General features: G+C 69.8%; 20 protein-coding genes. 10 read left to right on the top strand and 10 right to left on the bottom strand.

Annotation, left to right across the window (positions count from 1 at the left end):
• The first annotated feature begins 58 nt into the window (after window positions 1–58).
• A complete protein-coding gene (locus tag ACFYTS_RS22295) occupies window positions 59–1,432 on the top strand; it encodes a phosphatidylglycerol lysyltransferase domain-containing protein (protein ID WP_357278650.1) in 1,374 nt (457 codons plus the stop codon).
• Window positions 1,433–1,499: 67 nt separating this feature from the next.
• Here the strand turns inward: ACFYTS_RS22295 and ACFYTS_RS22290 are convergent, their stop codons facing one another.
• The 3 genes from ACFYTS_RS22290 to ACFYTS_RS22280 form a co-directional block, all read right to left on the bottom strand.
• Window positions 1,500–2,252: an alpha/beta hydrolase gene (locus ACFYTS_RS22290; protein WP_357278648.1), complete on the bottom strand. Its 753-nt coding sequence runs from the start codon at window positions 2,250–2,252 to the stop codon at window positions 1,500–1,502.
• A gap of 62 nt (window positions 2,253–2,314) precedes the next feature.
• Entirely contained in the window at window positions 2,315–3,064 is a 750-nt protein-coding gene (locus ACFYTS_RS22285) for an SDR family oxidoreductase (RefSeq protein ID WP_387306846.1), read from the bottom strand.
• Between the two features lie 76 nt (window positions 3,065–3,140).
• Window positions 3,141–3,521 (bottom strand): hypothetical protein, encoded by a 381-nt coding sequence (locus ACFYTS_RS22280; RefSeq protein ID WP_387306844.1) that lies wholly within the window; start codon window positions 3,519–3,521, stop codon window positions 3,141–3,143.
• A 201-nt stretch (window positions 3,522–3,722) separates the two neighbouring features.
• On the opposite strand from ACFYTS_RS22280, the gene ACFYTS_RS22275 reads away from it, so the two are divergent.
• The 7 genes from ACFYTS_RS22275 (at window position 3,723) to ACFYTS_RS22245 (ending at window position 14,014) form a co-directional block, all read left to right on the top strand.
• Window positions 3,723–4,259 (top strand): sigma-70 family RNA polymerase sigma factor, encoded by a 537-nt coding sequence (locus ACFYTS_RS22275; protein ID WP_357278642.1) that lies wholly within the window; start codon window positions 3,723–3,725, stop codon window positions 4,257–4,259.
• A gap of 84 nt (window positions 4,260–4,343) precedes the next feature.
• On the top strand, window positions 4,344–4,802 hold the full coding sequence (locus ACFYTS_RS22270) for a Rieske (2Fe-2S) protein (protein ID WP_357278640.1): 459 nt from the start codon (window positions 4,344–4,346) through the stop codon (window positions 4,800–4,802).
• A gap of 279 nt (window positions 4,803–5,081) precedes the next feature.
• Window positions 5,082–6,878 carry an N-acetylmuramoyl-L-alanine amidase gene (locus ACFYTS_RS22265; protein WP_387306841.1) on the top strand — a complete coding sequence of 599 codons (1,797 nt, stop codon included), beginning with the start codon at window positions 5,082–5,084 and terminating at the stop codon, window positions 6,876–6,878.
• A 348-nt stretch (window positions 6,879–7,226) separates the two neighbouring features.
• Window positions 7,227–8,249 carry an Hsp70 family protein gene (locus ACFYTS_RS22260; protein WP_387306839.1) on the top strand — a complete coding sequence of 341 codons (1,023 nt, stop codon included), beginning with the start codon at window positions 7,227–7,229 and terminating at the stop codon, window positions 8,247–8,249.
• 176 nt (window positions 8,250–8,425) lie between these two features.
• Complete coding sequence (locus ACFYTS_RS22255; protein ID WP_357278634.1) at window positions 8,426–9,430, top strand: diiron oxygenase; 1,005 nt, start codon at window positions 8,426–8,428, stop codon at window positions 9,428–9,430.
• A 14-nt stretch (window positions 9,431–9,444) separates the two neighbouring features.
• Window positions 9,445–11,028 carry an FAD-dependent oxidoreductase gene (locus ACFYTS_RS22250; protein ID WP_387306837.1) on the top strand — a complete coding sequence of 528 codons (1,584 nt, stop codon included), beginning with the start codon at window positions 9,445–9,447 and terminating at the stop codon, window positions 11,026–11,028.
• Window positions 11,029–11,770: 742 nt separating this feature from the next.
• Window positions 11,771–14,014 (top strand): Hsp70 family protein, encoded by a 2,244-nt coding sequence (locus tag ACFYTS_RS22245; protein ID WP_387306835.1) that lies wholly within the window; start codon window positions 11,771–11,773, stop codon window positions 14,012–14,014.
• Between the two features lie 415 nt (window positions 14,015–14,429).
• Here the strand turns inward: ACFYTS_RS22245 and ACFYTS_RS22240 are convergent, their stop codons facing one another.
• The 3 genes from ACFYTS_RS22240 to ACFYTS_RS22230 all read right to left on the bottom strand — a co-directional run bounded on the left by ACFYTS_RS22240 (window position 14,430) and on the right by ACFYTS_RS22230 (window position 16,543).
• A complete protein-coding gene (locus tag ACFYTS_RS22240; protein ID WP_387306833.1) occupies window positions 14,430–15,188 on the bottom strand; it encodes an SDR family NAD(P)-dependent oxidoreductase in 759 nt (252 codons plus the stop codon).
• A 116-nt stretch (window positions 15,189–15,304) separates the two neighbouring features.
• A complete protein-coding gene (locus ACFYTS_RS22235; RefSeq protein WP_387306831.1) occupies window positions 15,305–15,952 on the bottom strand; it encodes an HAD family hydrolase in 648 nt (215 codons plus the stop codon).
• Between the two features lie 24 nt (window positions 15,953–15,976).
• Window positions 15,977–16,543 carry a hypothetical protein gene (locus tag ACFYTS_RS22230; protein WP_357278624.1) on the bottom strand — a complete coding sequence of 189 codons (567 nt, stop codon included), beginning with the start codon at window positions 16,541–16,543 and terminating at the stop codon, window positions 15,977–15,979.
• Between the two features lie 132 nt (window positions 16,544–16,675).
• Between ACFYTS_RS22230 and ACFYTS_RS22225 the strand changes: the two genes are divergently transcribed.
• Together ACFYTS_RS22225 and ACFYTS_RS22220 are read left to right on the top strand one after the other, a co-directional pair.
• The gene (locus ACFYTS_RS22225) at window positions 16,676–17,383 is read left to right on the top strand and encodes an AIM24 family protein (RefSeq protein WP_387306829.1); all 708 of its coding nucleotides are present in this window, start codon (window positions 16,676–16,678) and stop codon (window positions 17,381–17,383) included.
• A 17-nt stretch (window positions 17,384–17,400) separates the two neighbouring features.
• Complete coding sequence (locus ACFYTS_RS22220) at window positions 17,401–18,585, top strand: hypothetical protein (RefSeq protein WP_387306827.1); 1,185 nt, start codon at window positions 17,401–17,403, stop codon at window positions 18,583–18,585.
• Window positions 18,586–18,608: 23 nt separating this feature from the next.
• Here ACFYTS_RS22220 and ACFYTS_RS22215 read toward each other — a convergent pair whose 3' ends face one another.
• The 4 genes from ACFYTS_RS22215 to ACFYTS_RS22200 all read right to left on the bottom strand — a co-directional run bounded on the left by ACFYTS_RS22215 (window position 18,609) and on the right by ACFYTS_RS22200 (window position 22,528).
• Complete coding sequence (locus ACFYTS_RS22215) at window positions 18,609–19,439, bottom strand: sirohydrochlorin chelatase (RefSeq protein WP_357279030.1); 831 nt, start codon at window positions 19,437–19,439, stop codon at window positions 18,609–18,611.
• A 184-nt stretch (window positions 19,440–19,623) separates the two neighbouring features.
• Complete coding sequence (locus ACFYTS_RS22210; protein ID WP_357278618.1) at window positions 19,624–20,913, bottom strand: GTP-binding protein; 1,290 nt, start codon at window positions 20,911–20,913, stop codon at window positions 19,624–19,626.
• A complete protein-coding gene (cysD, locus tag ACFYTS_RS22205) occupies window positions 20,913–21,839 on the bottom strand; it encodes a sulfate adenylyltransferase subunit CysD (RefSeq protein ID WP_387306825.1) in 927 nt (308 codons plus the stop codon). The genes ACFYTS_RS22210 and cysD overlap by 1 nt, the downstream gene beginning before the upstream one ends.
• Window positions 21,818–22,528, bottom strand: coding sequence for a phosphoadenylyl-sulfate reductase (locus ACFYTS_RS22200; protein ID WP_357278614.1), 711 nt, complete (start codon window positions 22,526–22,528; stop codon window positions 21,818–21,820). Before ACFYTS_RS22200 ends, cysD begins: the two co-directional genes overlap by 22 nt.
• Window positions 22,529–22,533 lie beyond the last annotated feature (5 nt).

The following is a 22,533-nucleotide window of genomic DNA, read 5'->3' as shown; positions in this document are numbered from 1 at the left end:
CTCGAACCGTCTCTCACACATAGTGTCGAGTGGGAGACGCGGGAGAAAAGGGGTCCAGATGCGTGAGGAACGCGTACCGAATCCGACGCTGACCGCATACCGGGAAACCACCTTCGTCGCCGGGCCCAGCACCCGGGTCGGGTTGATGGGCGCTCTGGTCCTGGGCAGCGTCATCCTGGTCTGGGCCGCCGAACGCGCCTCCCACGAAGGCGACGACCACGGCTGGTTCATCGCCGTCTCGGTCGCCGGGCTGTTCGTGGCGCGCGGACTCTACCTGCGGCGGCCCATCACGCTGCCCCACCTCACCGGCGCGGCCATGACCCTGGTCGTCTCCAACTTCGCCTACCGCACCGAGCATCCCGGGGTCGGATTCGCGTTCCTCTCGGTCAGCGGCGCGATCCTGGTGCTGCCACAGGGCAGCAAGCCGCAACCCGAACAGCTACCCCGGGTGGCCGAACTGGTTCGGCGCAGCGCGCGGGATCCGCTCGCGCCGTTCGCGCTGCACTCGTCCAAGACCTACTTCTTCGACGACGGGGGCTCCGCGGCGCTGGCCTACCGGGCCCGGCTCGGCATCGCCGTCGTCTCCGGCGACCCGCTCGGCGACCCCGCGCGGTTCCCGGATCTGCTCACCGAGTTCTCGCTGTTCGCGGGCAGCCACGGCTGGCGCATCGCGGTGCTCGGGGCGAGTCCCGAGGTCAGCGAGCTGTGGCAGCGGCGGGCCGTCGACCACCGCGGGCTGCACGCCATCTCCGTGGGCCGCGACGTGGTCATCGACGTCGACCGTTTCGACCTGGTGGGCCGCAAGTTCCGCAATCTGCGCCAGGCCGTGAGCCGCACCAGGAACTACGGCGTCACCACCGAGATCCTGCCCGAGGTCGCGCTCACCGAACCGCAGCGCGAAACCCTGCTGTCCATCGTCGACGAATGGGGGACCGGGCGGCAGACCCGCGGCTTCTCCATGATCCTCGACCACCTGCTCGACGGACGGCACCCGGGCATGCTGGTGGTGATGGCCCGCGACGCCGACGGTCAGGTGGTCGGGTTCCAGCGTTACGGGACCTCCGGCAACGGCCAAGAACTCAGCCTGGACGTGCCGTGGCGGCGGCGCGACGCACCCAACGGACTCGACGAACGCATGATCGTGGACCTGGCGGATTACGCGCGCGAACATGGGATCAAGCGAATCTCGCTGGCGTTCGCGGCGTTTCCGGAGATCTTCGCCGACAAGCATCGGTCGCGGACCATGCAGGCGGTGTATCTCGCGGTGCGCCTGGGCGATCCGCTGATCCGGCTGGAATCGCTGTACCGATTCCTGCGCAAGTTCAACGCTTTCGGCGATCAGCGGTACGTGCTGATCCGGTGGCGTGAGGTGCTGATCGCGGCGTTGGCACTGCTCTCCCTGGAGTTCGTGCCGCACCGGAAGCAGTACTGATCGACTCTGTGGCTTTCAGGACCAACTCTGTGGCTTTCAGGGATGCCCCTGAAAGCCACAGCCGTTCTCAGCTCAGAAAGTCGACCAGGGCCTTCGAGAACGCCGGGTCGGCGACGGCGGCGAGGTGGTCGCCCTCGACCACCACGCACTCCGCGTGGGGAAGCGCGGCGGCCAGGCGTTCGGGTTCGGCGGCCAGCGGGTCGGCGTCGCCCGCCAGCACCAGGGCCGGAACGGTGATGCCGGTGAGGGATTCGATCGGGGCCTCGTGCAGGGCGGTCGCCACGGCGGCGATGGCCTCGCGGTCCGCGCCCAGCGCGTCGGCCAGCCGGCGGAACATGCTCGGCAGCCCCGTGACCGCCGTGGCGTCGCCGGACATGGCGGACACGATGTCCTGCGCCGCGATCACCCGCCGGTCGATGCCGCCGCAATCCACCACGCCCGACCCGATACCGCCGATCGCGAGCCGCCGCACCCGCTCGTCGGCGCTCGCCACCAGCAGCGAGATGATCCCGCCCATCGAGTAGCCGACCACCGCGACCCGATCCAGGCCCAGGTGGTCGAACAGCGCGCGCATGTCGTCTGCCATGGCCTGCCACGAGTAGCGGGCCGGGTCGTGCGGCTTGTCCGAGCGCCCGTGCCCGCGCGCGTCCAGCGAGATCACGTGGTGGCCCGCCTGTTCCAGCGCCGCGACCACGCCCATGCTCATCCAGTTGGCATTGGTGTCGGCCACGATGCCGTGCTGCAACACCACCGGGACGCCCTCGCCCTCCCATACGCGGTAGCTGAGTTCGAGCCCGTCCCAGGTGGTGAATGTCGCCATGGCCGCGATGCTAGCGGCCGGGTCGCGACCTTCGATCGGCATTCCCGGCCACGAACCCGGCGTCAGCCCATCCGGGCCATGATCGCGCGCGGCAGCATCGGCATCACCGCACCCAGCACCCGCCACGGCCATTCGGGGACCGAGGCGCGCACGGTCTCGCGCTCGATGGCGGCGACCATCGAATGCACGCCCTTCTCCAGCGGCACAACCAGTTTCGCGTCCCCGGCCTTGGCGGACATGTCGGTGGCGATGAATCCCGGCTGCACCGTGGTGACCTTGATCGGGGTGCCGCGCAGCTCGATGGCCAGCCCCTCGCCCAGCGCGGTCACGCCCGCCTTGCTGGCCGCGTAGGCCGCCTTCTTGCCGGGCAGCCCGCGCACCGCGCTCATCGATGAGATGAGCACCAGGTGACCGGTGTTCTCGCGGCGGAAGATGCCCATGGCGGCCTCGGCCTGGGCCAGGGCGCTCACGAAGTTCGTGGTGGCGGTGGCCAGATTGGCGTCGGCGCGGCCGGTGCCCAGACGCGCGCCCTTGCCGATCCCGGCATTGACGATGATCCGGTCCAGCCCGCCGAGCTCCTCGCGCAACTCCTCGAACACCTTCGGGACGGCCGCGTGGTCGTCCACGTCCAGGCCGCGCACCGCGACCGTGATGCCCGGGTGCGCGCCCAGCAGCTCCGCGCGCAGCGCCTCCAGATTCGAGACCCGCCGGGCGCACAGCGCCAGATCGCGCCCGCGGCTCGCGAACTCGCGGGCCATCCCCGCGCCGAGTCCGGAGCTCGCGCCGGTGATGAGAATCCTCTGCCTGGTCATGCGCTCACCCTAGTGATCCGGCCACGCCCATGCCGGGTACCGGGACGAGCCGATACCCCGCACCAGCGTGGGCCGACTATCCGAACGATCCGGTGTCGGGCCGTGCGGGCGCCATGTGCCAGGCCCCGCAGTTCTGCGTCGAGAAGGCCACGTCGGTCGCCTTGATCTCCACCGTGATCGACCGCAGCCGGGTGAAGTCGCTGGCGATGATGTAGAAGTTGGGGTCCGCGTAGTCCTCGGGGGTCTGGACCTTCCACAGCCGCCGCCAGAAGCAGCCCGCGGGGGCCGGATCCATCGTCCCGTCGCCGATATAGGTGCCCGGCTTGATATCCACATTGACCAAATAGGTGCCGTCGACGGTGATATCGGTGGCCGGTTCGGCCGCCGCAATTCCCGACGCCGCCATTGTCAGCGCGGAAGCGAATGCTCCCGTCGCTACGAGCGCGCCTGCACGCACGATGTTCCTCCCTGAGCAGTTCACTGCACCGCACGGTTCCCGTCGTACGGTGTCGGGCGATCCCCGCATCTCCCGGGGAGGGGTTTATCAGAAATTCCGGTCTGTTTTCGGGAAATCGGGCGATTCCTGGGAATTCACAAAGATGCGATGCTCTTTCGGCCTCCAGCGCGATATTCAGTCATGGGAAGAGTTCGCCCGGTCATGACCGGATGCGCTGGACACTGTGCCCGGCTGTGTACCGACTCCGGGCTCGCGGCCGTCCTCGCCGCCGATCGCGGTCTGCTGCACTGGCGGGCCATGAGTCGCCTAGGCGATCCGGGTCTGGCCGAGCACGCCGTGCAGGAAACCCTGCTGCGGGCGTGGCGGGCCTGCGCGAGCTATGACCCCGACCGGGGCAGCGTGCGCACCTGGCTGCTCACCATCGAACGCAATGTGCTTATCGACATCGCCCGCTTCCGGGCCGCGCGCCCCGGCGACACCTGCTGGGACGAGATCGGCGAACAGGCCGAGAACAGATGCGCCCGGCCCGACTTCACCGAGGACCTGACCGACGGCCTGCTGGTCGCCGAGCTGCTCGCGCAGCTGCCCGCTCCGCAGCGCGACGCCGTCGTCCAGGTCATCCTGCGCGACCGCGCCTACCAGGATGTGGCCGCTGATCTGGGCATTCCGGTCGGCACCGTGAAAACTCGCGTGCACTACGCGCTGCGGTCGCTGCGGCGAGTACCGCTGAGCGCGTAATCGGGTGAACCAACCGACCCTTCCCATACGTCGAACAAGCAGCGGCCGAATCGCATCGGTCCGGCCCCGAGCGAGGAGTTTCCGATGACCGACACCACCGCCGGCCCCGGCGGATTCCGCCTCGACCGGCGCACCGCGCTGGCCACCACCGCCGTCGCCGCCACCGCGCTCGCCGTGGTGGGCTGCGGCACCACATCCGACGGGCCTGCGTCCGCGGCGCCCAAAGCAGAGCCGGGCGGGCCGGATTCGAGACCCGCGAAGAAACTGGACGTATTGGCCAATACCTCCGACGTGCCGGTCGGCGGGGGTCTGATCACCGGTGGCACCGTCATCACCCAGCCGTCCGCGGGGTCGTTCCTGGGCTTCTCGTCCGTCTGTACACACCTGGGCTGCAACGTGAATTCGGTATCCGGCGGCCTGATCCGATGCCCGTGCCACGGCAGCACCTTCAATCTGGACGGATCGGTCGCGAGCGGGCCCGCGCCGCGGGCGCTGGACGCCCGCGCCATTCGGGTCGACGGGGACCAGATCGTCTCGGCCTGACCAGCCATTTTCGTCCGTGCGGTTCGACGCCGAGGGCTTGCGTCGAGCCGCTCAGGCGCGTCGTCCGGGCGGGACACGCGGGGTGGGGGATAGTTGGCGCTGTGGTCGTTTGCCATTGCGCCCGGTAGTGCTCCGGATCAGGGCATTTCGGTCGTTTGACCACTGGTAACGGTTCCGTCACGATGCTTGCCAGGTAGTAACTGGTGTTGCAAGAGTGAGCTGCTGGGTCTGGTGTTACTAGTGGGAAGGGAGGGGCGCTCCGCCCGAGCGCCGCCGCTTATGAAACGAAGCATCACCAAGTCCGGAATTTGCACGGTCGTCACCGCGGCGGCCATCACCACCGTGGCCGGGATAGTTCCGGTCGCCGCGCTGGCCGCGCCGGCGCTACCCGAACTACCCCAGAAGCTGGCCGGAAAGACCATCTTCCTGGACCCGGGCCATCAGGGGCCCAATCACAGTCAGGACACCGACAAACAGGTCAGTGACGGTCGCGGCGGCACCAAGGCGTGCCAGACCTCCGGCATGACCACCCTGCACGGCATCGCCGAGCACACCATCACCTGGAACGTCGCGCAGCTGGTCCGCACCTCGCTCGAGGGCCTGGGCGCGCACGTGGTCATGAGCCGCCCGGACGACACCGGCTGGGGCGGCTGCATCGACGAACGGGCCAAGGCCGCCAACGCCTCCGGCGCGGACGTCGCCGTCAGCATCCACGCCGACAGCGGGCCGGCCGACGGCAAGGGCTTCCACCTCATCGTGCCGCAGCTGCCGGTCCCCGACGCCAAGGTCAACGAGGTGCAGTCCGGTGCGGGCCTGGCCGCCAGCAAGGCCATGCGCGACACCTACCTGCAAAGCGGGTACCAGGCCGCCACCTACAACGGCGCCGCCGAGGGACTCCAAACCCGTTCCGACGTGGCGGGTCCCGCGCTGACCCTGGTGCCGGACGTCTTCCTCGAAATGGGCAACGGCGCCAACGCCGAGGACGCCCAGCAGCTGGAAACCCCGGAGGGACAGCTCAAGCACGCGGTCACCATCACCACCGGGATCGCGTCCTACCTGCTCGGCGTGCCGGTGCCCGCAGCCACCGACAAGCCGGCGGAGAAGGCTGCCGAGCCGGGAACCCAGTCGGCGCAACAGCTTCCGGCGCAGGGTCCGGCTCCCGAGGCGTCGCTGGCCCCGCAGGCCGCGGTTCCGGTTCCCGAGGCCACTGTCCCGCAGGCTTCGGCCGTCGTGCCCGAGGCCGTGGCTCCGCAGGCCCCGGAGCCGACTCCCGAAGCTGTTGCACCGCACGCTCCCGCGGCGGTAGTGCCGCAGGTTCCGGCGGTTGTCATTCCGGCGAAGGCTCCGCACTCGCCGACTCCGACTGCTCCGGCGGCTCCGGCGGCTCCGGCCCAGCCCGGGACGAGTCAGTCTCAGCCCGGGACGAGTCAGGCCCAGCCTGGGACGAGTCAGGTTCAGCCGGGGACGAGTCAGGCCCAGCCCGGGCAGACTCCGGCGCTCCCGGCGCAGAACCCCGGCGCGCCCGGTACCGGTCAGGCGCAACAGAATCCGGCGCAGCAGCCGGGTGCGGCGGTGCTCGAAGAAGGGCTCCAGGTCTTCCAGCAGCTCGCCGATCAGTTCCTGAACAACTGGCAGCACGCGCAGACTCCGCCGCAGCCGGGCATCCAGCAGCGGACCGTGCCGCAGCCGGGAACCACCCAGCCGCAGAACGGAACTCAGCCGCCGGCCGCGCAGACCAAGCCCGCCACCCCGGCGGTGCGGGCGATCGCGGATCTGCGCGCACCCGTGCGGCAATCGCCGAGCACCCCTGGCGGTCAGGGGAATTCGGCGGCGCCGGGCGGCCTCGGGACCCAGTCGACCCCGGGCGCGCAGGCTCCCGGTACCGACAAGAACTCCAAGTCCGGCAGTCTGGGCGCGGGGGGCGTGGGCTCGCTGGTGCAGATGGCCGCGAAGTTGTTCGGCCCGCTGGCCACGATGCTCACCGGTGACTCGGGTCTGGGTGCGGACCTGATCAACCTGGCCTACAGCGTGGTCTCGGTGCTCAGCAATACGCTGTTCGGCTCGACCACCAAGTAGTCGAACAGATCGACGGAATCGCCCTCGCTCCGGATTCTCCGGTGCGGGGGCGATTCTCGTGGGTGGCGTTCTCGTGGATACGGAGACCGGGCGTACCGGGTGGCCTCGGCCGTCGCGTTTCCGGCGAATGGGTGAGTTCGGGCGAACATCTCGCGATCGGAATGTGCGCGGCGGGTTTTCGTGATCGCCCGCCTGGACAACACGGTTGTCGACGCTCTGCGGCGCACGTGCGGACAATCGCGTGTCCGGTGGTTGGCAAGCATCCGGCGCAGGAGTTGCATGAATTCGGGTCGAGTTCGACGGCCGTGCGAACGCTCGGCCCGATGGACTCGTCGATCGAGGTGGATGATGGCGTTCGGTGTGGGGTTGAGTATCGGCACGGTCAACACGGTCTGCTCCACGGCGGCCGATCGAACCGGAAAGCTGCCGCCCGGCCGTCGAGGCATTCCTCCGGCCACTTGGCGCACCACCCTCACCTTCGACAGTTCCGGGACCGCCCGCGTCGGTCGCATTCCCCGCCACGGCCGCGTCATCACCGATTTCGCCGATCTCGGCCAGCGCGGCGCGCCGATGGCGCGGGTCGGGCACCGGGCGCTCTCGGCCGCGGATCTGGTGGCCACCGTGGCCTACAGCGTGCTCGCGGAGGTGCTGGGCAAACCCCCGGCCGGGGCGCTCGACCACGGGCAGACCGGTATCGCGGTGACCCATCCGGCCGGTTACTCCGCTCATCTGATCGCCGATCTGCGCACCGCCCTGGACGGCGTGGGCCTCGACCGGGCCACCCTGGTGGCCGAGCCGATCGCGGCCGCCTCCTGGCTGGCCGCCGAACGCGGGCCGCTCACACCGGGATTGGCGCTGGTCTACGACCTCGGCGGGGCGGGGCTGGACGTCACGCTGCTGCGCGTCGGTATGGGCGCGCCCCGCAACCCGATCGTCGGCATGCCGCTGCACTCGGCCGATTACGGCGGCCGGGCCTTCGGTGACGTGGTGGCGCGCACACTGCGGCGCACCGCGGGCTCGCCGGTGGTGCCGCGCGGGCTGTCGGACGAGGACTCCGGGGAACTGCGCGCCGGCCACATTCGCCGATCGCTCGTCCTGGTCTACAAGTGCCTCCGGATCGCGGACGTCACCATGGCCGACGTGGATCGGATCCTGGTGGTCGGCGGTGCCGCGCGGCCGCCCGAGGTGGCTCAGGTGCTGGCCGAGGAGCTGGCCCGTCCCGTGGTCGTGTCCTCCGACCCGGAACGGACCATCGCCGACGGCGCGGCCATCGCTGCCCGCCAGGGTTTGCTGGCCCAGGAGTCGGCACGTCATCGTCATCATCCGCTGACCGGTCTCTTCCGGCGTGTCACCCGGGTGGCCGCGCTCTGACGGGGTCCGCGGCGCTCTGAAGTGATCATTTGTCCTGCTACTAGTGAGTTCGCCCGCGTACCGCGTGTGCAGGCGTGCTAACTCGTGCAAGCATCTTGCGAACTGTTGTTGACGCCTCTCCGGTTTGGTGTAACTATTGGGTACACATAACGCCACTGACTGGAGAGGTGACGACGATGTCTCCGACCACGACCCCCCTTGACGACCCCGTGGTTGCCGAAGCTCAGGAGTACGCCGACAAGCTGCTGCTGCTCTCGGAAGGGTCGGTGAACAAGCACTTCGACCCCTACGAGGACATCGACTGGGACAACCCGGACTTCGATTCCAACGCCCGCCCCGAGCGCTGGATCCTGCCGGAGTCCGCGGACCCGCTGGGCCGCCACGACTGGTACCAGTCGCTGACGGTGGAGCAGCAGATCGCGGTCGGCAAGTACCGCCAGGCCAATATCGCCAAGGTCGGCCTGCAGTTCGAGTCCATCCTGATCAGCGGCATGGTCAACCACACCTTCTCGCTGCCCAATGGTGACGCGGAATTCCGCTACTGCACCCACGAGATGGCCGAGGAGCTCAACCACACCCTGATGTTCCAGGAGATGGTGAACCGCATCGGCGTGGACGTCCCGGGCATGGGCCCGCTCGTCCGCCAGCTGCGCCTGCTCGGCGTGCCCGTCGCGGTCGCCTTCCCGAACCTGTTCTTCATGGCGGTGCTCGCCGGCGAGGAGCCGATCGACCACATCCAGAAGCAGATCCTGCGCTCGGGCGAGGAAGTGCACCCGATCATGCGCGGCGTGATGAGCATCCACGTCGCCGAGGAAGCCCGCCACATCTCCTTCGCACACGAGTTCCTCAAGCACCACGTGCCGGAGCGCAACGCGGCCGAGCGCTTCATCCTCTCGATCGCCATGCCCGTCATCATGTTCATCCTGGGCCGGTCCATCGCGACCCCGCCGAAGAAGTTCTTCCAGGAGTTCGACATCCCCGAGAAGGTCCGCAAGGAGCTGTTCTACGGCTCCAAGGAGGCCAAGCAGGTCTTCGCCGACTACTTCATCGATGTGCGGGCCCTCGCCGACGAGATCGGTCTGATGAACCCGATCTCCAAGCGGGTCTGGAAGCTGCTCGGCATCTCCGGCCCGGCGTCGCGCTACCGCTCGGAGCCCATTCGCTCCGGCAAGGTCGCGTAGGAAGGGGACGTACAGTGCCGTACGTTGTCACTCAATCCTGTTGCAGCGACGCCTCGTGCGTCTACGCCTGCCCGGTCAACTGCATCCATCCGACTCCCGACGAGCCGGACTTCCTGACCGCGGAAATGCTCTACGTCGACCCCCAGGCCTGTGTGGACTGCGGGGCGTGCGCGACCGCCTGCCCGGTGGACGCCATCACCTCGTCGAAGAAGCTGACCGCGGAGCAGCTGCCGTTCATCGAGATCAACGCCGACTTCTACCGGCAGGAACGGCCGCGGCCGCTGCTGGCCATGCCGATTCCCGCGGCCGAGGTCAAGCCCGGTCGGGAACCGTTGCGGGTGGCCGTCATCGGCTCCGGCCCCTCGGCCATGTACGCCGCCGACGAGCTGCTCACCCAGCCCGGCGTGTCGGTGACCGTGTTCGACAAGGTGACCACGCCCTACGGTCTGGCCCGCTTCGGCGTAGCGCCCGACCACACCAAGACCCGCCAGGTAGGCGAGCTGTTCGACGTGATCTCCGCGCAGCCCGGCTTCGGCTCGTACCTGAACGTGAATGTGGGCGAGCACGTTTCGCACGAGGAACTGCTGGCGCACCACCACGCGGTGATCTACGCCGTCGGCGCGTCCTCGGACCGCAAGCTCGGGATCCCGGGCGAGGGGCTGCCCGGCAGCACCTCCGCCACCGACTTCGTGGCCTGGTACAACGGCCACCCCGACCAGGCGGGCCGGTTCTTCGACCTGTCGGCGCGGCGCGCGGTGATCGTGGGCAACGGCAATGTGGCGCTGGACGTGGCGCGCATCCTGACCACCGATCCGGAACTGCTGGCCGGCACCGATGTGTCGCAGCGGGCGCTGAACACGCTGCGGCGCAGCAATATCGAAGAGGTCGTGATCCTCGGGCGGCGCGGGCCGGCCGAATCCGCCTTCACCGTACCGGAATTCGTGGGCCTGCTGGGCGCCGATGTCGACATCGTGGTGGAGGGCGAGCTGCCGCCGATCGTCGAGGGCATGTCGCAGAAGGTCGAGCACAAGCTGAAGCTGTTGCACGGCTTGGCCGATCGGCCGGTGGGCGGACGCAAGCGGATCGTTTTCCGGTACCTGTCGGCGCCGGTGACCATCGTGGGCGTGGACCGGGTGACCGGGGTCGAGGTGGTGCGCAACGAGCTCGTCACCGGCGACAACGGTGCGGTGCACGCGGTTCCGACCGAGGATGTCGAGACCCTCGACGCCGGACTGGTGCTGACCTCGGTGGGTTACCGCGGTGTGGCGCTGCCGGGCGTGCCGTTCGACGAGCGGGCCGGGATCATCCCGAACCTGGACGGACGGGTGCTCGAGGAGTCCGGCGGCGCGGTGGTGTCCGGCGCGTACGTGACCGGCTGGATCAAGCGCGGCCCGACCGGATTCATCGGGACCAACAAGTCCTGCGCGCAGCAGACGGTGCGCCAGCTGGTGGACGACTTCAATGCCGGGCGGCTGCCCCGGCCCGCCCGCGGCGCGGGCGATTTCGACCGGCTCGTCGGTGAGCGGCAGCCGCACGCCATCCGTGGTGGCGCGGTCGACCGGCCCCGGCGCAAGCTGCCCCTGATGGTGCGTCGCTGACCCCACCCCTGTCGGCGTCGTCCCTTGGAAGGCCGCCGCACGCAACCCCTGTGCGTGCGGCGGCCTTCGTCATGTCCGGGCCCGCCGGGCGGTCCGCCGCGACTTTTTGTGCCGGGCAACGTATCCGGCGTCGCCGCGGCCGCGAATCTCGGGGGTCTGTGCGAACGCCGGCCGACGCCATCGAGTCCGCTGTACCGATGGTGTTGTGCGAGTTGTAATACCGCGTTCGCTTGCGGCGACATCTCCGGTAGTAGAGGAGATCTCGTCGTGCATCACGGACGGCACGGCGGCCTGCGTGGGGTATTCGGGGTCAGCTACCGACCAGTGATCGGTAATCCGCCCTTCCGTACCGACGATGCGGTTTTGTTTTTCGGACACTACTCGCCTACCGGTCGGTATGAATTTAATGTTCGCTGCGGTGTAGCCATCACCGAAGACTGTTCGGTTGCCTTTGCGAGGTAGTTGGATTCGATCTTGCTGCGGCAGTTTCCTGACCAGTAGATTCGCCAACTTCGCTACTGGGCGAGAAATCTTCGCTCCCGATTCGATATTCAATGCCCGCAAACGCGAGCTAACCTGAACGCGCTGTTTGGAAAACGACCGCGACCACATGGTTGGTACGCCTGATGGGCCGTGGTCTCGGTGCGTTGACGGGATAGCAATGACAGTTGGCTTTGGCATGAGCATCGGCACAGTGAACTCTGTATGGGCCACCGCGGCCGGTGAAAGGAACCGACCCGCCGTGCGGGTTCGTCGGACCGCTGTCACCTTCGACAGCGCCGGCGGCCCGCAGATCGGGGGGGTTCCCCGGTTCGCGCCGGTGGTCACCGACTTCGCCGACCTCACGGCCGATCCCGACCCGGTGGTCATCGGGGGCCGCATCTGGTCGCCCGCGGACCTCATCGCGGCGGTGGTGAACGGGCTGATCGAATCCCATGCGCCCGAAGCGCCCGCCGTAACCACGTATCCCGCTTGCTATTCGGACAAACTCGTCACCCGCATCCGGCGGGCGCTGGACTGGTCCGGCGCGGCGGACGTCACCCTGATGCCCGAACCGGTCGCCGCCGTCGAATGGCTCGACGAGGAATACGGCCTCTCCGAGAACGGGATCACCCTGGTCTACGACCTCGGCGGCAACAGCCTCGATCTGGCCGTGGTGCGCACCGAATCCGAGGTGGAGGAGCGCGGCATCCTCGGCCGCGCCGAACGGTCGTACGACTTCGGCGGGCGGCCGCTGGGCGCACTGCTGGCCAAGTACGCGCGCAGCATCGCGCCCGGCGCGACCGAGCCCGTCTCGGCCGTGGTGCCCGCCTCCGACACGAACCGGCTGCGCAGCTGGCACATTCGCAATTCGCTACGCCTGGTCCGATCCGTCGTGCACCGGGCCGGGCTGCACATGGAGGAGATCGACCGGGTGCTGCTGATCGGCGGCGCGGCCCGGCCCCCCGAGGTGGCGCGCGTGCTGTCCGATCTGGGCCGCCCGGTCGTCATGTCGCCCGATCCCGCGCACACCGCCGCCGTCGGCGCGGCTATCGCCGCCTTTCGCAGCGTCGATACCGGTTCCGCCATCGGGCGCTACGCCCCTCGCGCCGCCGTGATCTCCGGCGCCGCAGTCGCTTCCGCGCTCGCCATGTCCGCCGCCACCGTGCTCGGCGGACCCGTCGCCGGGCCGCCCGGAATGCAGGCCGCCCCCGAACCCACCGACCCGCCCGCCGGCACCTCGGCCCTCGGCGGCGGGGACGTCAGGGTCCTCGACGACGCCGCCGCCCCCGCGGGCACTCGCTCCCACGCCGTCGCCACCGTCGCCGCCGTGCGCAGCTACGCGCCGCAGGCCCCGACGGTCACCTCCACCTGGTACAACGGCCGCCCCGTCGACACCACCGGCGGCGGCAGCCACTGCGAGACCCGCGCCCTGACCCTGGCCAATCCCGCTGTCACCTACGCGAACCCGGCCCAGTTCACCAACCCGCTCCCGTTCCAGAACCCCGTCCTCGCGGGCTGGACCATCGGCGGTTACGTCGGCCAGACCCCCAAAGTCAGGATCCCCGGCACCCTTCCCGGCGCAACCCAGCCCGGTACCGGCCAGCCCGGGACGACTCAGCCCGGGACGATGCAGCCGGGCACCGGCCAGCCGGGTACGACTCAGCCGGGCACGACGCAACCCGGCGGAACCCAGCCCGGCGCAGGTCAACCCGGCAGCGGCCAGCCCGGCACGAGCCATCCCGGTGCGGGCCAGCCGGGTTCGGGCCAGCCCGGCGGCACGACTCCCGGCGGTGCCACAGGCGGCCCCGGCGGCGGCACCGGTAGCCCCGGCACCTCGACGCCCGGCGGAACCACCACGGGTGGTACGACATCCGGCGGCGGTGCCTCGGCAGGGGGCGGCGCGACCGGCGACTCCGCCGGCGCGAACACCGGCGGTGCCTCACCCGGCTCCAACGGTGGAGGCACAAATCCCGGTGGCTCGAACCCCGGTGGCTCGAACCCCGGTGGCTCGAACCCCGGTGGCTCGAATCCTGGCGGTTCCAACCCTGGCGGCTCGAACCCCGGTGGTTCCAACCCGGGTGGTTCCAACCCCGGTGGCTCGAATCCTGGCGGTTCCAACCCTGGCGGCTCGAACCCCGGCGGTTCCAACCCGGGTGGCTCGAACGTGGGCGGTTCCAACCCCGGTGGCTCCAATGCGGGCGGCTCGAACCCTGGCGGTTCCAACCCGGGCGGTTCGAAGCCCGGCGGGGCCAATGGCGGCGCTGGAACCGGCGGCGGCACAGCATCTCCCGGCGGCTCCGAGGGCGGCGCGACGGGTGGCGATTCCCAGGGTGGCGCGACCGGTGGCGGTTCCCAGGGCGGCGGCTCGTCCAAGGGTGGCGCGCGCGGTTCTTCGACCGGCGGCAGCCACGGTGGCGGTATGGGCGGCGGAGCCGGTGGCGGTATGGGCGGCGGCGGTGGGGCCGGTGGCGGTGGCAAGGGTGGTGGCGGTGGCAAACGCTGACCCCTTGCGGCAGTGCGCTTTCCGCCCGCTCGGGCGGGGCTCGGCGCGGGCGTCGGATCGATCGCGGGCCTCGGGGCAGCGGGGTCCGGCGCGGCCCGCCGGTTCGTCGTCGTTGGCGGCGTTGGCTTTCGGTCTGGCTCTCACCAGGCGCGTTGTCCCGCGCGCCGGTGCGGGTGGCGGGGGAGATCGGGCGGTGGCGTCCCACCATCCGCCGGCTTCCCATGGTGACGCAGGCGGGGGCGGGACCGACCAGCCCGCCCCGCCTCGTCCCGTCGAGTGAGGGGAATCCCTCGCGTGGACCGGTGTCAGGGGGCGGGGATCTGCGGGCTTCGCGGCCCTGACACCAGAGTGACCGGCCCACCACGCGTTCCAGTGCCCGGACGCGGTGGTGGGCCTGTCGCGTGTGCGCGGCAGGTCAGCGGGCGGTGAAGCCGCCGTCGACGGCGAGAGCCGCGCCGGTGATGAACGACGCCTCGTCGCTGAGGAGATAGGCGCAGAAGGCGGCGATCTCGTCGGGGCGGGCGATGCGTCCGAGCGGGTGCAGGGCGGCGATGGCGGCCTCGCCTTCGGGGGTGGCGCCCATGGAATTCCGGAAGGCGGGGGTGTCGACCGCGCCCGAGACCAGGGCATTGACCCGGATGGACCGGTCCGCTGCTTCCAGGGCGACGGCGCGGGTCAGGCCCACCACCCCGTGTTTGGCGGCCACATACGGCGCGACCTGCGCCATCCCGACCACACCCAGGTTGGAGGCGTTGTTGAGGATCGCGCCCCCGCCGGTGGCCGCGAGCGCCGGAATCTGGTGGCGCAGGCCGTGATAGACGGCGGTCAGGTTCAGTTCGAGGTCGGCGCGCCAGCCCGCCGCGTCGATGTCCTGCACCGGGCCGAAGGCGTTGACCGCGCCCGCGTTGTTGAAAGCCCCGTCCAGGCGGCCGAATTCGGTGATCGCCGCGGCGGTGAGCCGTTCCACGTCGGCGTCGACGGTGACGTCGGTGGGCACGAACAGCGCCCGTCCGCCGGCGGCGCGGATTTCCTCGGCCATGCGGTCGCCGGCTTCCTTGCCGCGTGCGCCGAGCACGACGGCCCCGCCCTCGGCGGCGATCCGCCGGGCCACGGCCGCACCGACTCCCGAGGTGGCACCGGTGATCAGGACGACCTTGGATTCGAACCGGGTCATGACTGTGTCTCCTTGCGGTAGAGCGGATTTCGTTGACATGTCATAGTCAACGCCGCGCGGAGACCAGCCGCTGGCGGAAAACAGCCGTCACACTTGATGCGTCATGTATTGGGAATTCAGGCGGGCGCGAGCAGATCGGGCAGCTCGTCGAGGCTGTCGATGACCGTCGCCCGGGCCGCGTCCGGCAGCTCCGCGGTCAGATAGCCCCACGGCCCGCGCCGGATCAGCACCGGCCGCATGCCCGCCGCCAGCACCGGCAGCACATCGTTGTCGACGCGGTCGCCGACGTAGCAGATCTCGCCGGGCTCGACCCCCGCCACCTCCGCGACTCTGGCGAAGAACTCGGGGTCCGGCTTCTCCAGCTCCCACTCGGCCGAGGTGTAGACCGCGTCCACCGGCAGGTCCATGCGCTCGAGCGCCGACTTCGCCTGCGGCGGCTGGTTTCCCGCGATGATCACGGTGATCCCGCGCCGCTGCAGTTCGCGCAGCGCGCGGTGCACGTCGGGGTAGAGGTCGTCGGCGTCGAAGTTGTTGCGCAGGCTCGCGGGTTCCTCGGCGGCCCAGGCCACTTGCTCGGCATCCAGGTCGAGGTCGGGCCGGAACAGGGCGAAGGCGTCGGTGAGGGGACGTCCGGTGGCCGCCATACCGCCGATGACGCCGAGGAACGCGAAGCGGGGCACGCCGAGCCGGTCGGCCCAGCGGCACCAGATGCGCGTCTCGTCGATCAGCGTCTCGCCCACATCGAATACCGCAGCCTTGATCATTCGCCCAGCGTATCGGGCGGGGGATCAGCGCCGGGCGTTGAGGAAGCCGATGGCGGTCGCGCCCCACCAGCAGACCTGCGACGCCATCCCGGTGGCCGCGCCCCACGCCAGCAGCCGCGCGGTCAGGGGAGCATCGCCGCGCGCGGTGAGTCTGCGATTGAGCGAGTAGGCCTGAATTCCATTGAGCGTCAGCGCTAGGACCAGCGCCAGCTTGGTGCGGGTCATGGTGGACGAGAGGTCGGGTTCCAGCACGCAGCCGCTGGCCACCAGTCCGGCCAGGCCCAGCCAGATGGGGACGTGCAGACGGCTCACCGCGCGCAGCGCCGACGCGAGGTCGAGACGGCCCGCGGCCCAACGCAGTACGAACGAGTCGGCGGTGAGGACGCCGCCGAATCCCACCACCAGCGAGGCGAGGTGGACGAACACGCCGCCGTGGTGGACGGCCGGGCTCGCGGTGACGTGGGCGGCGATCCAGAGGGCGGCGGTCAGCGCGCCGGTGGCCAGCAGCGCGTACGCGGCCGTGATGCCCCAGGAGTCTTGCGGGATGCCCGCTGTCCCGGTGTGCTGCCGGGTGCCGCTGATCTGGAGCATGTCGAGCCTTCTGTTAGGTAAGGAAATCCTAATTTACTGATCCCATCGGTGTGGTGGCAAGTCCACGACGATCACGCCACGGTCGACGTCGGGCACACTGGGGTGAGTTGTGCGCACGGGAGGGGAAGCCTGATGGACGCCAGAATCCGGGGGACGGTCATGCCGGTGCTCGAGGTCGCCCTCGACCCCGGCGACAGCCTCGTCGCCGAAGCGGGCCAGCTGTCGTGGATGACCGAGAGCATCCGCCTCAACGCCTCCACCCGGGCCGCGGCCGGCGGCGTCTTCGGCGCGGTCCGCCGGGCCATGGCCGGGGCGGGCCTGTTCATGACCGAGTACACCGCGCACCGCCGGTCGGGCAGCGTGTCCTTCGCGGCGAAACTCCCCGGCCAGATCCTGCCCGTGCGGATCGGAAAGGACCGCGAATACCTGGTCCACCGGCACGGATTCCTCTGCGCCTCGGGCGATGTCCGGGTGGCCCTGAGCTTCCAGCGGCGCCTGGGCGCGGGCATCTTCGGCGGCAGCGGCTTCACCCTGCAGCGGCTCAGCGGCGAGGGCTACGCCTGGGTGGAGCTCTCCGGCGAGGTCATCACCTACGACCTGGCCCCGGGCGAGACCCTGCGCGTCCACCCCGGCCACGTCGGATTGTTCGACGCCTCGGTCGATTTCGACATCACCATGATGAAGGGCATCCGCAATGTCCTCTTCGGCGGCGACGGCCTGTTCCTCGCCGCCCTCACCGGTCCCGGCCGAGTCTGGCTGCAATCGCTCACCATCACCAACCTCGCCCACTCCCTCATCCCGTACCTGCCGTTCCCCGAACCCGGAAACCAAACCCGTTGAGCAGAGAGCAGCTTCGAGTGAAGTCGTGGGGCAAGGTGCTGGCGTGCGCTGTGCTCGGAGTGTCGCTGGCTGTTCCCGTGGCATGCGACACGGTGCGCGACGAGATCTCCGAAGCACTGGTCGGGCCCCCTTTCGAACCGGGCGCGGTCACCTTCGTCTCCGATGCCGAGGGCTGGTTGAGAGGTGCGCAGGGCTACTGCGGCACCAAGTGCGACAGGCTCTTCCACACGGTGGATGGCGGCCGGAACTGGGAACCGGTGACGGCGCCGGCATTCGACTACGAGTGGTTCGGAATCGCCGATGCTCGTGACTGGTTCGCCCTGCGGTGGCCCGACACGTACGGAGCCCAGGAGTTGGAACTGTGGTCGTCACACGACGGGGGAAGCCATTGGTCGCGAGTGCGGCTGCCCGGGGACGTCGAACTCCCCGCATTCGGTGTGCGAGCGGTGATCGCCGACGGCACCGTGCGGGTGGTGGCCTTCGACGGGCGCACCGGCGAGGTCCGGATGGTCAGCAGCCCGGTCGGCGCGGACGATTTCACCGCGACACCGCGCTTCCCGGTCGTGGAGGGACGCGGCCGGGATTCGTCGATCACCGTGGATTTCACTGTGGTGCAGGCCGGATCGACGAGCTGGTTCGCGGGGGTGGTCAGTACGCCCGCACGCGGCGCGTCGAAATGGGTGGGGGCTCGGGTGGTCGACGGCAGATGGTCGTCGTTCCCATTGCCGTGCGTCAGCGTCAACAGGCCGGAACTGGCCGCGATCTCGGCCACGGAACTGGCGATCTCGTGTGACCCCACGGGCGAGGTGGACTCGCGGCAAGGGGAGCATCACCTGTACGTGTCCACCGATGCCGGTGACACCTTCACCGATCTCGGGGCGCTAGCACCTCGGGGCAAGTACGCCACGCTGATCGGGGCGGGCACCACCGGGGATCTGGTCGTCGCGGTGCCGACCGGCGAACCCGGCGCTCCGACCGCTCTGCGCACCTCCCACGACGGCGGCCGGACGTGGGCGCAAACGCTGAACCCGCCGGCGCCGAAGGGGATGTCGGTCAGCGGGGCCCCCGCACAAGGCGAGTTCTTCACGCCCGCCACCGGTTATGCCCGCCTGAGCTACGTCGGGGAGGCGCCGGACGGTATGGACATCCTGTACTTGACCCGCGACGGCGGAGACACGTGGGACCGCGTCGCCCTCGACTGACGGTCGGGGGCTTCGGGATTCGGTCAGGCGGTGAGTTCGAGCGGGAGCGCGGCGGTGGCGTAGCGGTCCAATGCCACTTCGGCCAGTAGCGGGTGCGCGCCGATCGTCTCGGCGTGCCGGACCAGCGGCAGCGCCTCGCGCAGGCGGTCGGTGAGCAGGCCCGGGGCCAGGAACCAGGGGGCGACCAGGATGCGTTCGGCGCCGCGTGACCGCAGGCGGGCGAAAGCCTTGTCGACCGTGGGTTGTGTGGTGGCGAAACAGATTTCGGTGTCCCAGCCGGTCATGGCGGTGAGCAGTCGCGCCACGTCACCGGTACGGGTGTTGGCGATCGCGGAGGTCGAGCCGACGGCGGCGACGGCGATGCCCCAGCGCGGACCGGCCGTGCGGCGCAGCCGCCCGGTCGAGGCCTCGCTGACGGCGGCGGGCCGGAAGTCGGTGCCCGCGGCCATGGCCGCCACGATGCGATCGCGCAGGGCGATGATCAGATGCGGATCGGGCCCCAGCACCTCGGCCTGGGTCAGCCGCAGCTGCGGATGCCGGTCGCGCGCGGCGTCCAGCAGGCCGGGCAGATCCACCCGCGCGTGAAACGCGTTGCCCAGCAGCAACGGCACCACCACGGCGTGTGCATGCCCATCGGCCGCAACGGCATCGATGACCTGATCCACCGACGGCGTGCTCAGATCCAGGAACGCCAGCCGCACATCGAGATCCGGCCGCTGCGCCGCGATCCGCGCCACCACGTCCCGCATGGTCGCGGCCGAGCGAGGGTCACGGCTGCCGTGCGCCACCGCGATCAGCGCGGGCGCGTGCTCGACGCGGAAGGGCGACGCCGCCCCGCCGCGCACGGTCACCATGGTGCCGAGCGCCGAATCGGTCACGATGCGCGGTGCCGGACCATCCGCTGTGTGCCTGGGCGCACCGGGCACGGTGTGGAGCGCCGAACCGGGTGCGGTGTCCGGGGGCGGGCCGAGGGCGTTGTGCGGGGCCGAACCGCCCGGCGAGACGGCCGGAACTGCGCCGTTGCCGGGCGGATTCATGTCAGGCTCCGACTTCGACCGCGGTCAGCGCGTCGCCGACCAGGCCCGCGGCCAGGGTGTTGCCGCCCGCGGGATCGATCAGCAGGAACGAGCCGGTGTGGCGGTTGACGCTGTAGTCGTCGGCCACGATCGGGTCGGCCACGCGCACCGAGATGCGGCCGATGTCGTTGAGCGACAGCGACTCCGGGTTGGGGTCGGCGGCCAGGTGCTGCTCGTCGAACCGCTCGATGAGCGCGCCGACGATGGCCTGGGTGGTGCGGGTGCCGTGCTTGAGCAGCAGGCGCGCGCCCGGGCGCAGCGGCTTGTCGCCGAGCCAGCAGACGGTGGCGTCGAAGGCGTCGATCGGCTCGGGAGCGCCCTGGGCGGCGGCGATCACGTCACCGCGCGAGACGTCCACGTCGTCGGCCAGCACCAGGGTGACGCTGCGGCCCGGCTGCGCCGAGGCGAGTTCACCATTGGGGGTGTCGATGCGCTCGACGGTGGTGCGGGTGCCGGAGGGCAGCACCACGACCTCGTCGCCCTTGGACACCAGGCCCGCCGCGACCTGACCCGCGTAGCCGCGGTAGTCGGGGTATTCGGCGGTGCGGGGCCGGATCACGTACTGCACCGGGAAGCGCAGCCCGATCTCGTGGCGGCCGTGCACGTCCGCGTCCACCGGCACCGACTCCAGGTGCTCGATGAGCGAGGGACCGGTGTAGTACGGGGTGTTCTCCGAGCGCGAGGCGACATTGTCGCCGTGCAGCGCCGAGACCGGGATCTCCTGGATATCCTCGGGAGCCCAGCCGAGTTTGGCGGTCAGCTCACCGAATTCGGAGGTGATCTTCTCGAAGACGCCGGCCGGGTCGTCCACCAGGTCGATCTTGTTGACGGCCAGCACCAGCTTCGGCACGCCCAGCAGCGCCATGACGGCGGCGTGGCGGCGGGTCTGCTCGATGACACCCTTGCGGGCGTCGACCAGCAGGATCACCAGCTGCGCCGTCGACGCGCCCGACACGGTGTTGCGGGTGTACTGGACGTGGCCCGGGGTGTCGGCGAGCACGAAAGACCGCTGGGGCGTGGCGAAGTAGCGGTAGGCCACGTCGATGGTGATGCCCTGCTCGCGCTCGGCGCGCAGACCGTCCACCAGCAGCGACAGGTCCGGAGTCGACAGACCCTTGTCGACCGACGCGCGGGTGACAGCGTCGATCTGGTCCGCGAGCACGGACTTCGTGTCGTACAGCAGCCGGCCGACCAGGGTGGACTTGCCGTCGTCGACCGATCCGGCGGTGGCCAGTCTCAACAGGTCGGACATCAGAAGTAACCCTCTCGCTTGCGGTCTTCCATGGCGGCCTCGGAGACACGGTCGTCGCCTCGGGTCGCGCCACGTTCGGTGAGCCGGGACGCGGCGACCTCGGCGAGGATCGCGTCATTGTCGGCGGCGTCGGAAATGATGGCGCCGGTGGTGGATCCGTCGCCGACGGTGCGGTAGCGCACCGACTTGACCAGCAGCTCCTCACCCTCGGCCGGGCCGCCCCACACGCCGGGGGTCATCCACATGCCGTCACGCTGGTACACCGGGCGCTCGTGGGCGTAGTAGATGCTGGCCAGCTCCACGTCCTCGCGGGCGATGTAGCGCCAGATGTCGAGCTCGGTCCAGTTGGAGATGGGGAACACGCGCACGTGCTCGCCCGGAGCGTGGCGGCCGTTGTACAGGTTCCACAGCTCGGGACGCTGACGCTTGGGGTCCCAGCGGCCGAAGGCGTCGCGCAGCGAGAAGATGCGCTCCTTGGCGCGCGAACGCTCCTCGTCGCGGCGGCCGCCGCCGAACACCGCGTCGAAGCGGTTCTCGTTGATGGCGTCCAGCAGCGGGACGGTCTGCAACGGGTTGCGGATGCCGTCGGGGCGCTCGGTCAGGCGGCCGTCGGCGAGGTAGTCCTCGACCGAGGCGACATGCAGTCGCAGGTCGTACTTCTCGACCACCTTGTCGCGGAACGCGAGGACCTCGGGCAGGTTGTGCCCGGTGTCCACGTGCAGCAGCGCGAACGGCAGCGGCGCCGGCCAGAAGGCCTTGATCGCCAGGTGCAACAGGACGGTGGAGTCCTTGCCGCCGGAGAAGAGGATCACCGGCCGCTCGAATTCGCCTGCCACCTCACGGAAGATGTGGATGGACTCGGATTCGAGCGCGGCCAGGGTGTCGAATTCGGTCTCGAGTGTGGTCATGAGGCGTGCAACCCGCATTCGGTCTTGGCGAGCCCGGCCCAGCGGCCGGATCGCGCGTCGGATCCCGGTTCCGGCTTCCGCGTGCACGGAGCGCAACCGATGGAGGGATAGCCCTCTTCCACAAGGGGATTGACGAGAATGCCGTTGGCCTCGATGTAGGCCGCCATCTCGTCATCGGACCAGGCGGCGATCGGATTGATCTTCACCAGGCCGAAGCCCTCGTCGTAGGAGATGAGGGGTGCGTTGGCGCGAGTCGGCGCCTCCACTCGACGGATGCCGGTCACCCAGGCGTTGTATCCGACGAGGGACTTCTTCAGGGGGACCACCTTGCGCAGGCGGCAGCATTCGGCGGCGTCACGCGCGAACAGGTCCTTGCCGAGGAGCTGATCCTGTTCGGCGACAGTGGTTTCCGGCTGCACGTTCACGATGTTCACGCCGTAGACCAGCTCGACCGCGTCACGGGTGCCGATGGTCTCGGCGAAGTGGTAGCCGGTGTCGAGGAACAGCACGTCCACGCCGGAGCGGACCTGCGAGGCCAGCTGCACCAGGACGGCGTCCTGCATGTTCGACGCGACGATGTAGTTGGCGCCGAAGGTGTCCTCGGTCCACTGCAGCAGTTCCTGCGCGGTCGCGTTCGGACCCAGCTCGGCATTGCCCTTCTCGACGAGGGCGCGCAGCTCGGACTCGGCGAGTTTCGTTGTGGTCATTGATG

It is taken from the genome of Nocardia sp. NPDC004151 (assembly GCF_042874235.1).
Classification (GTDB): domain Bacteria; phylum Actinomycetota; class Actinomycetes; order Mycobacteriales; family Mycobacteriaceae; genus Nocardia.
Note: the sequence above shows the minus strand (reverse complement) of the source record. Positions and strands in the feature narration are given on the sequence as shown.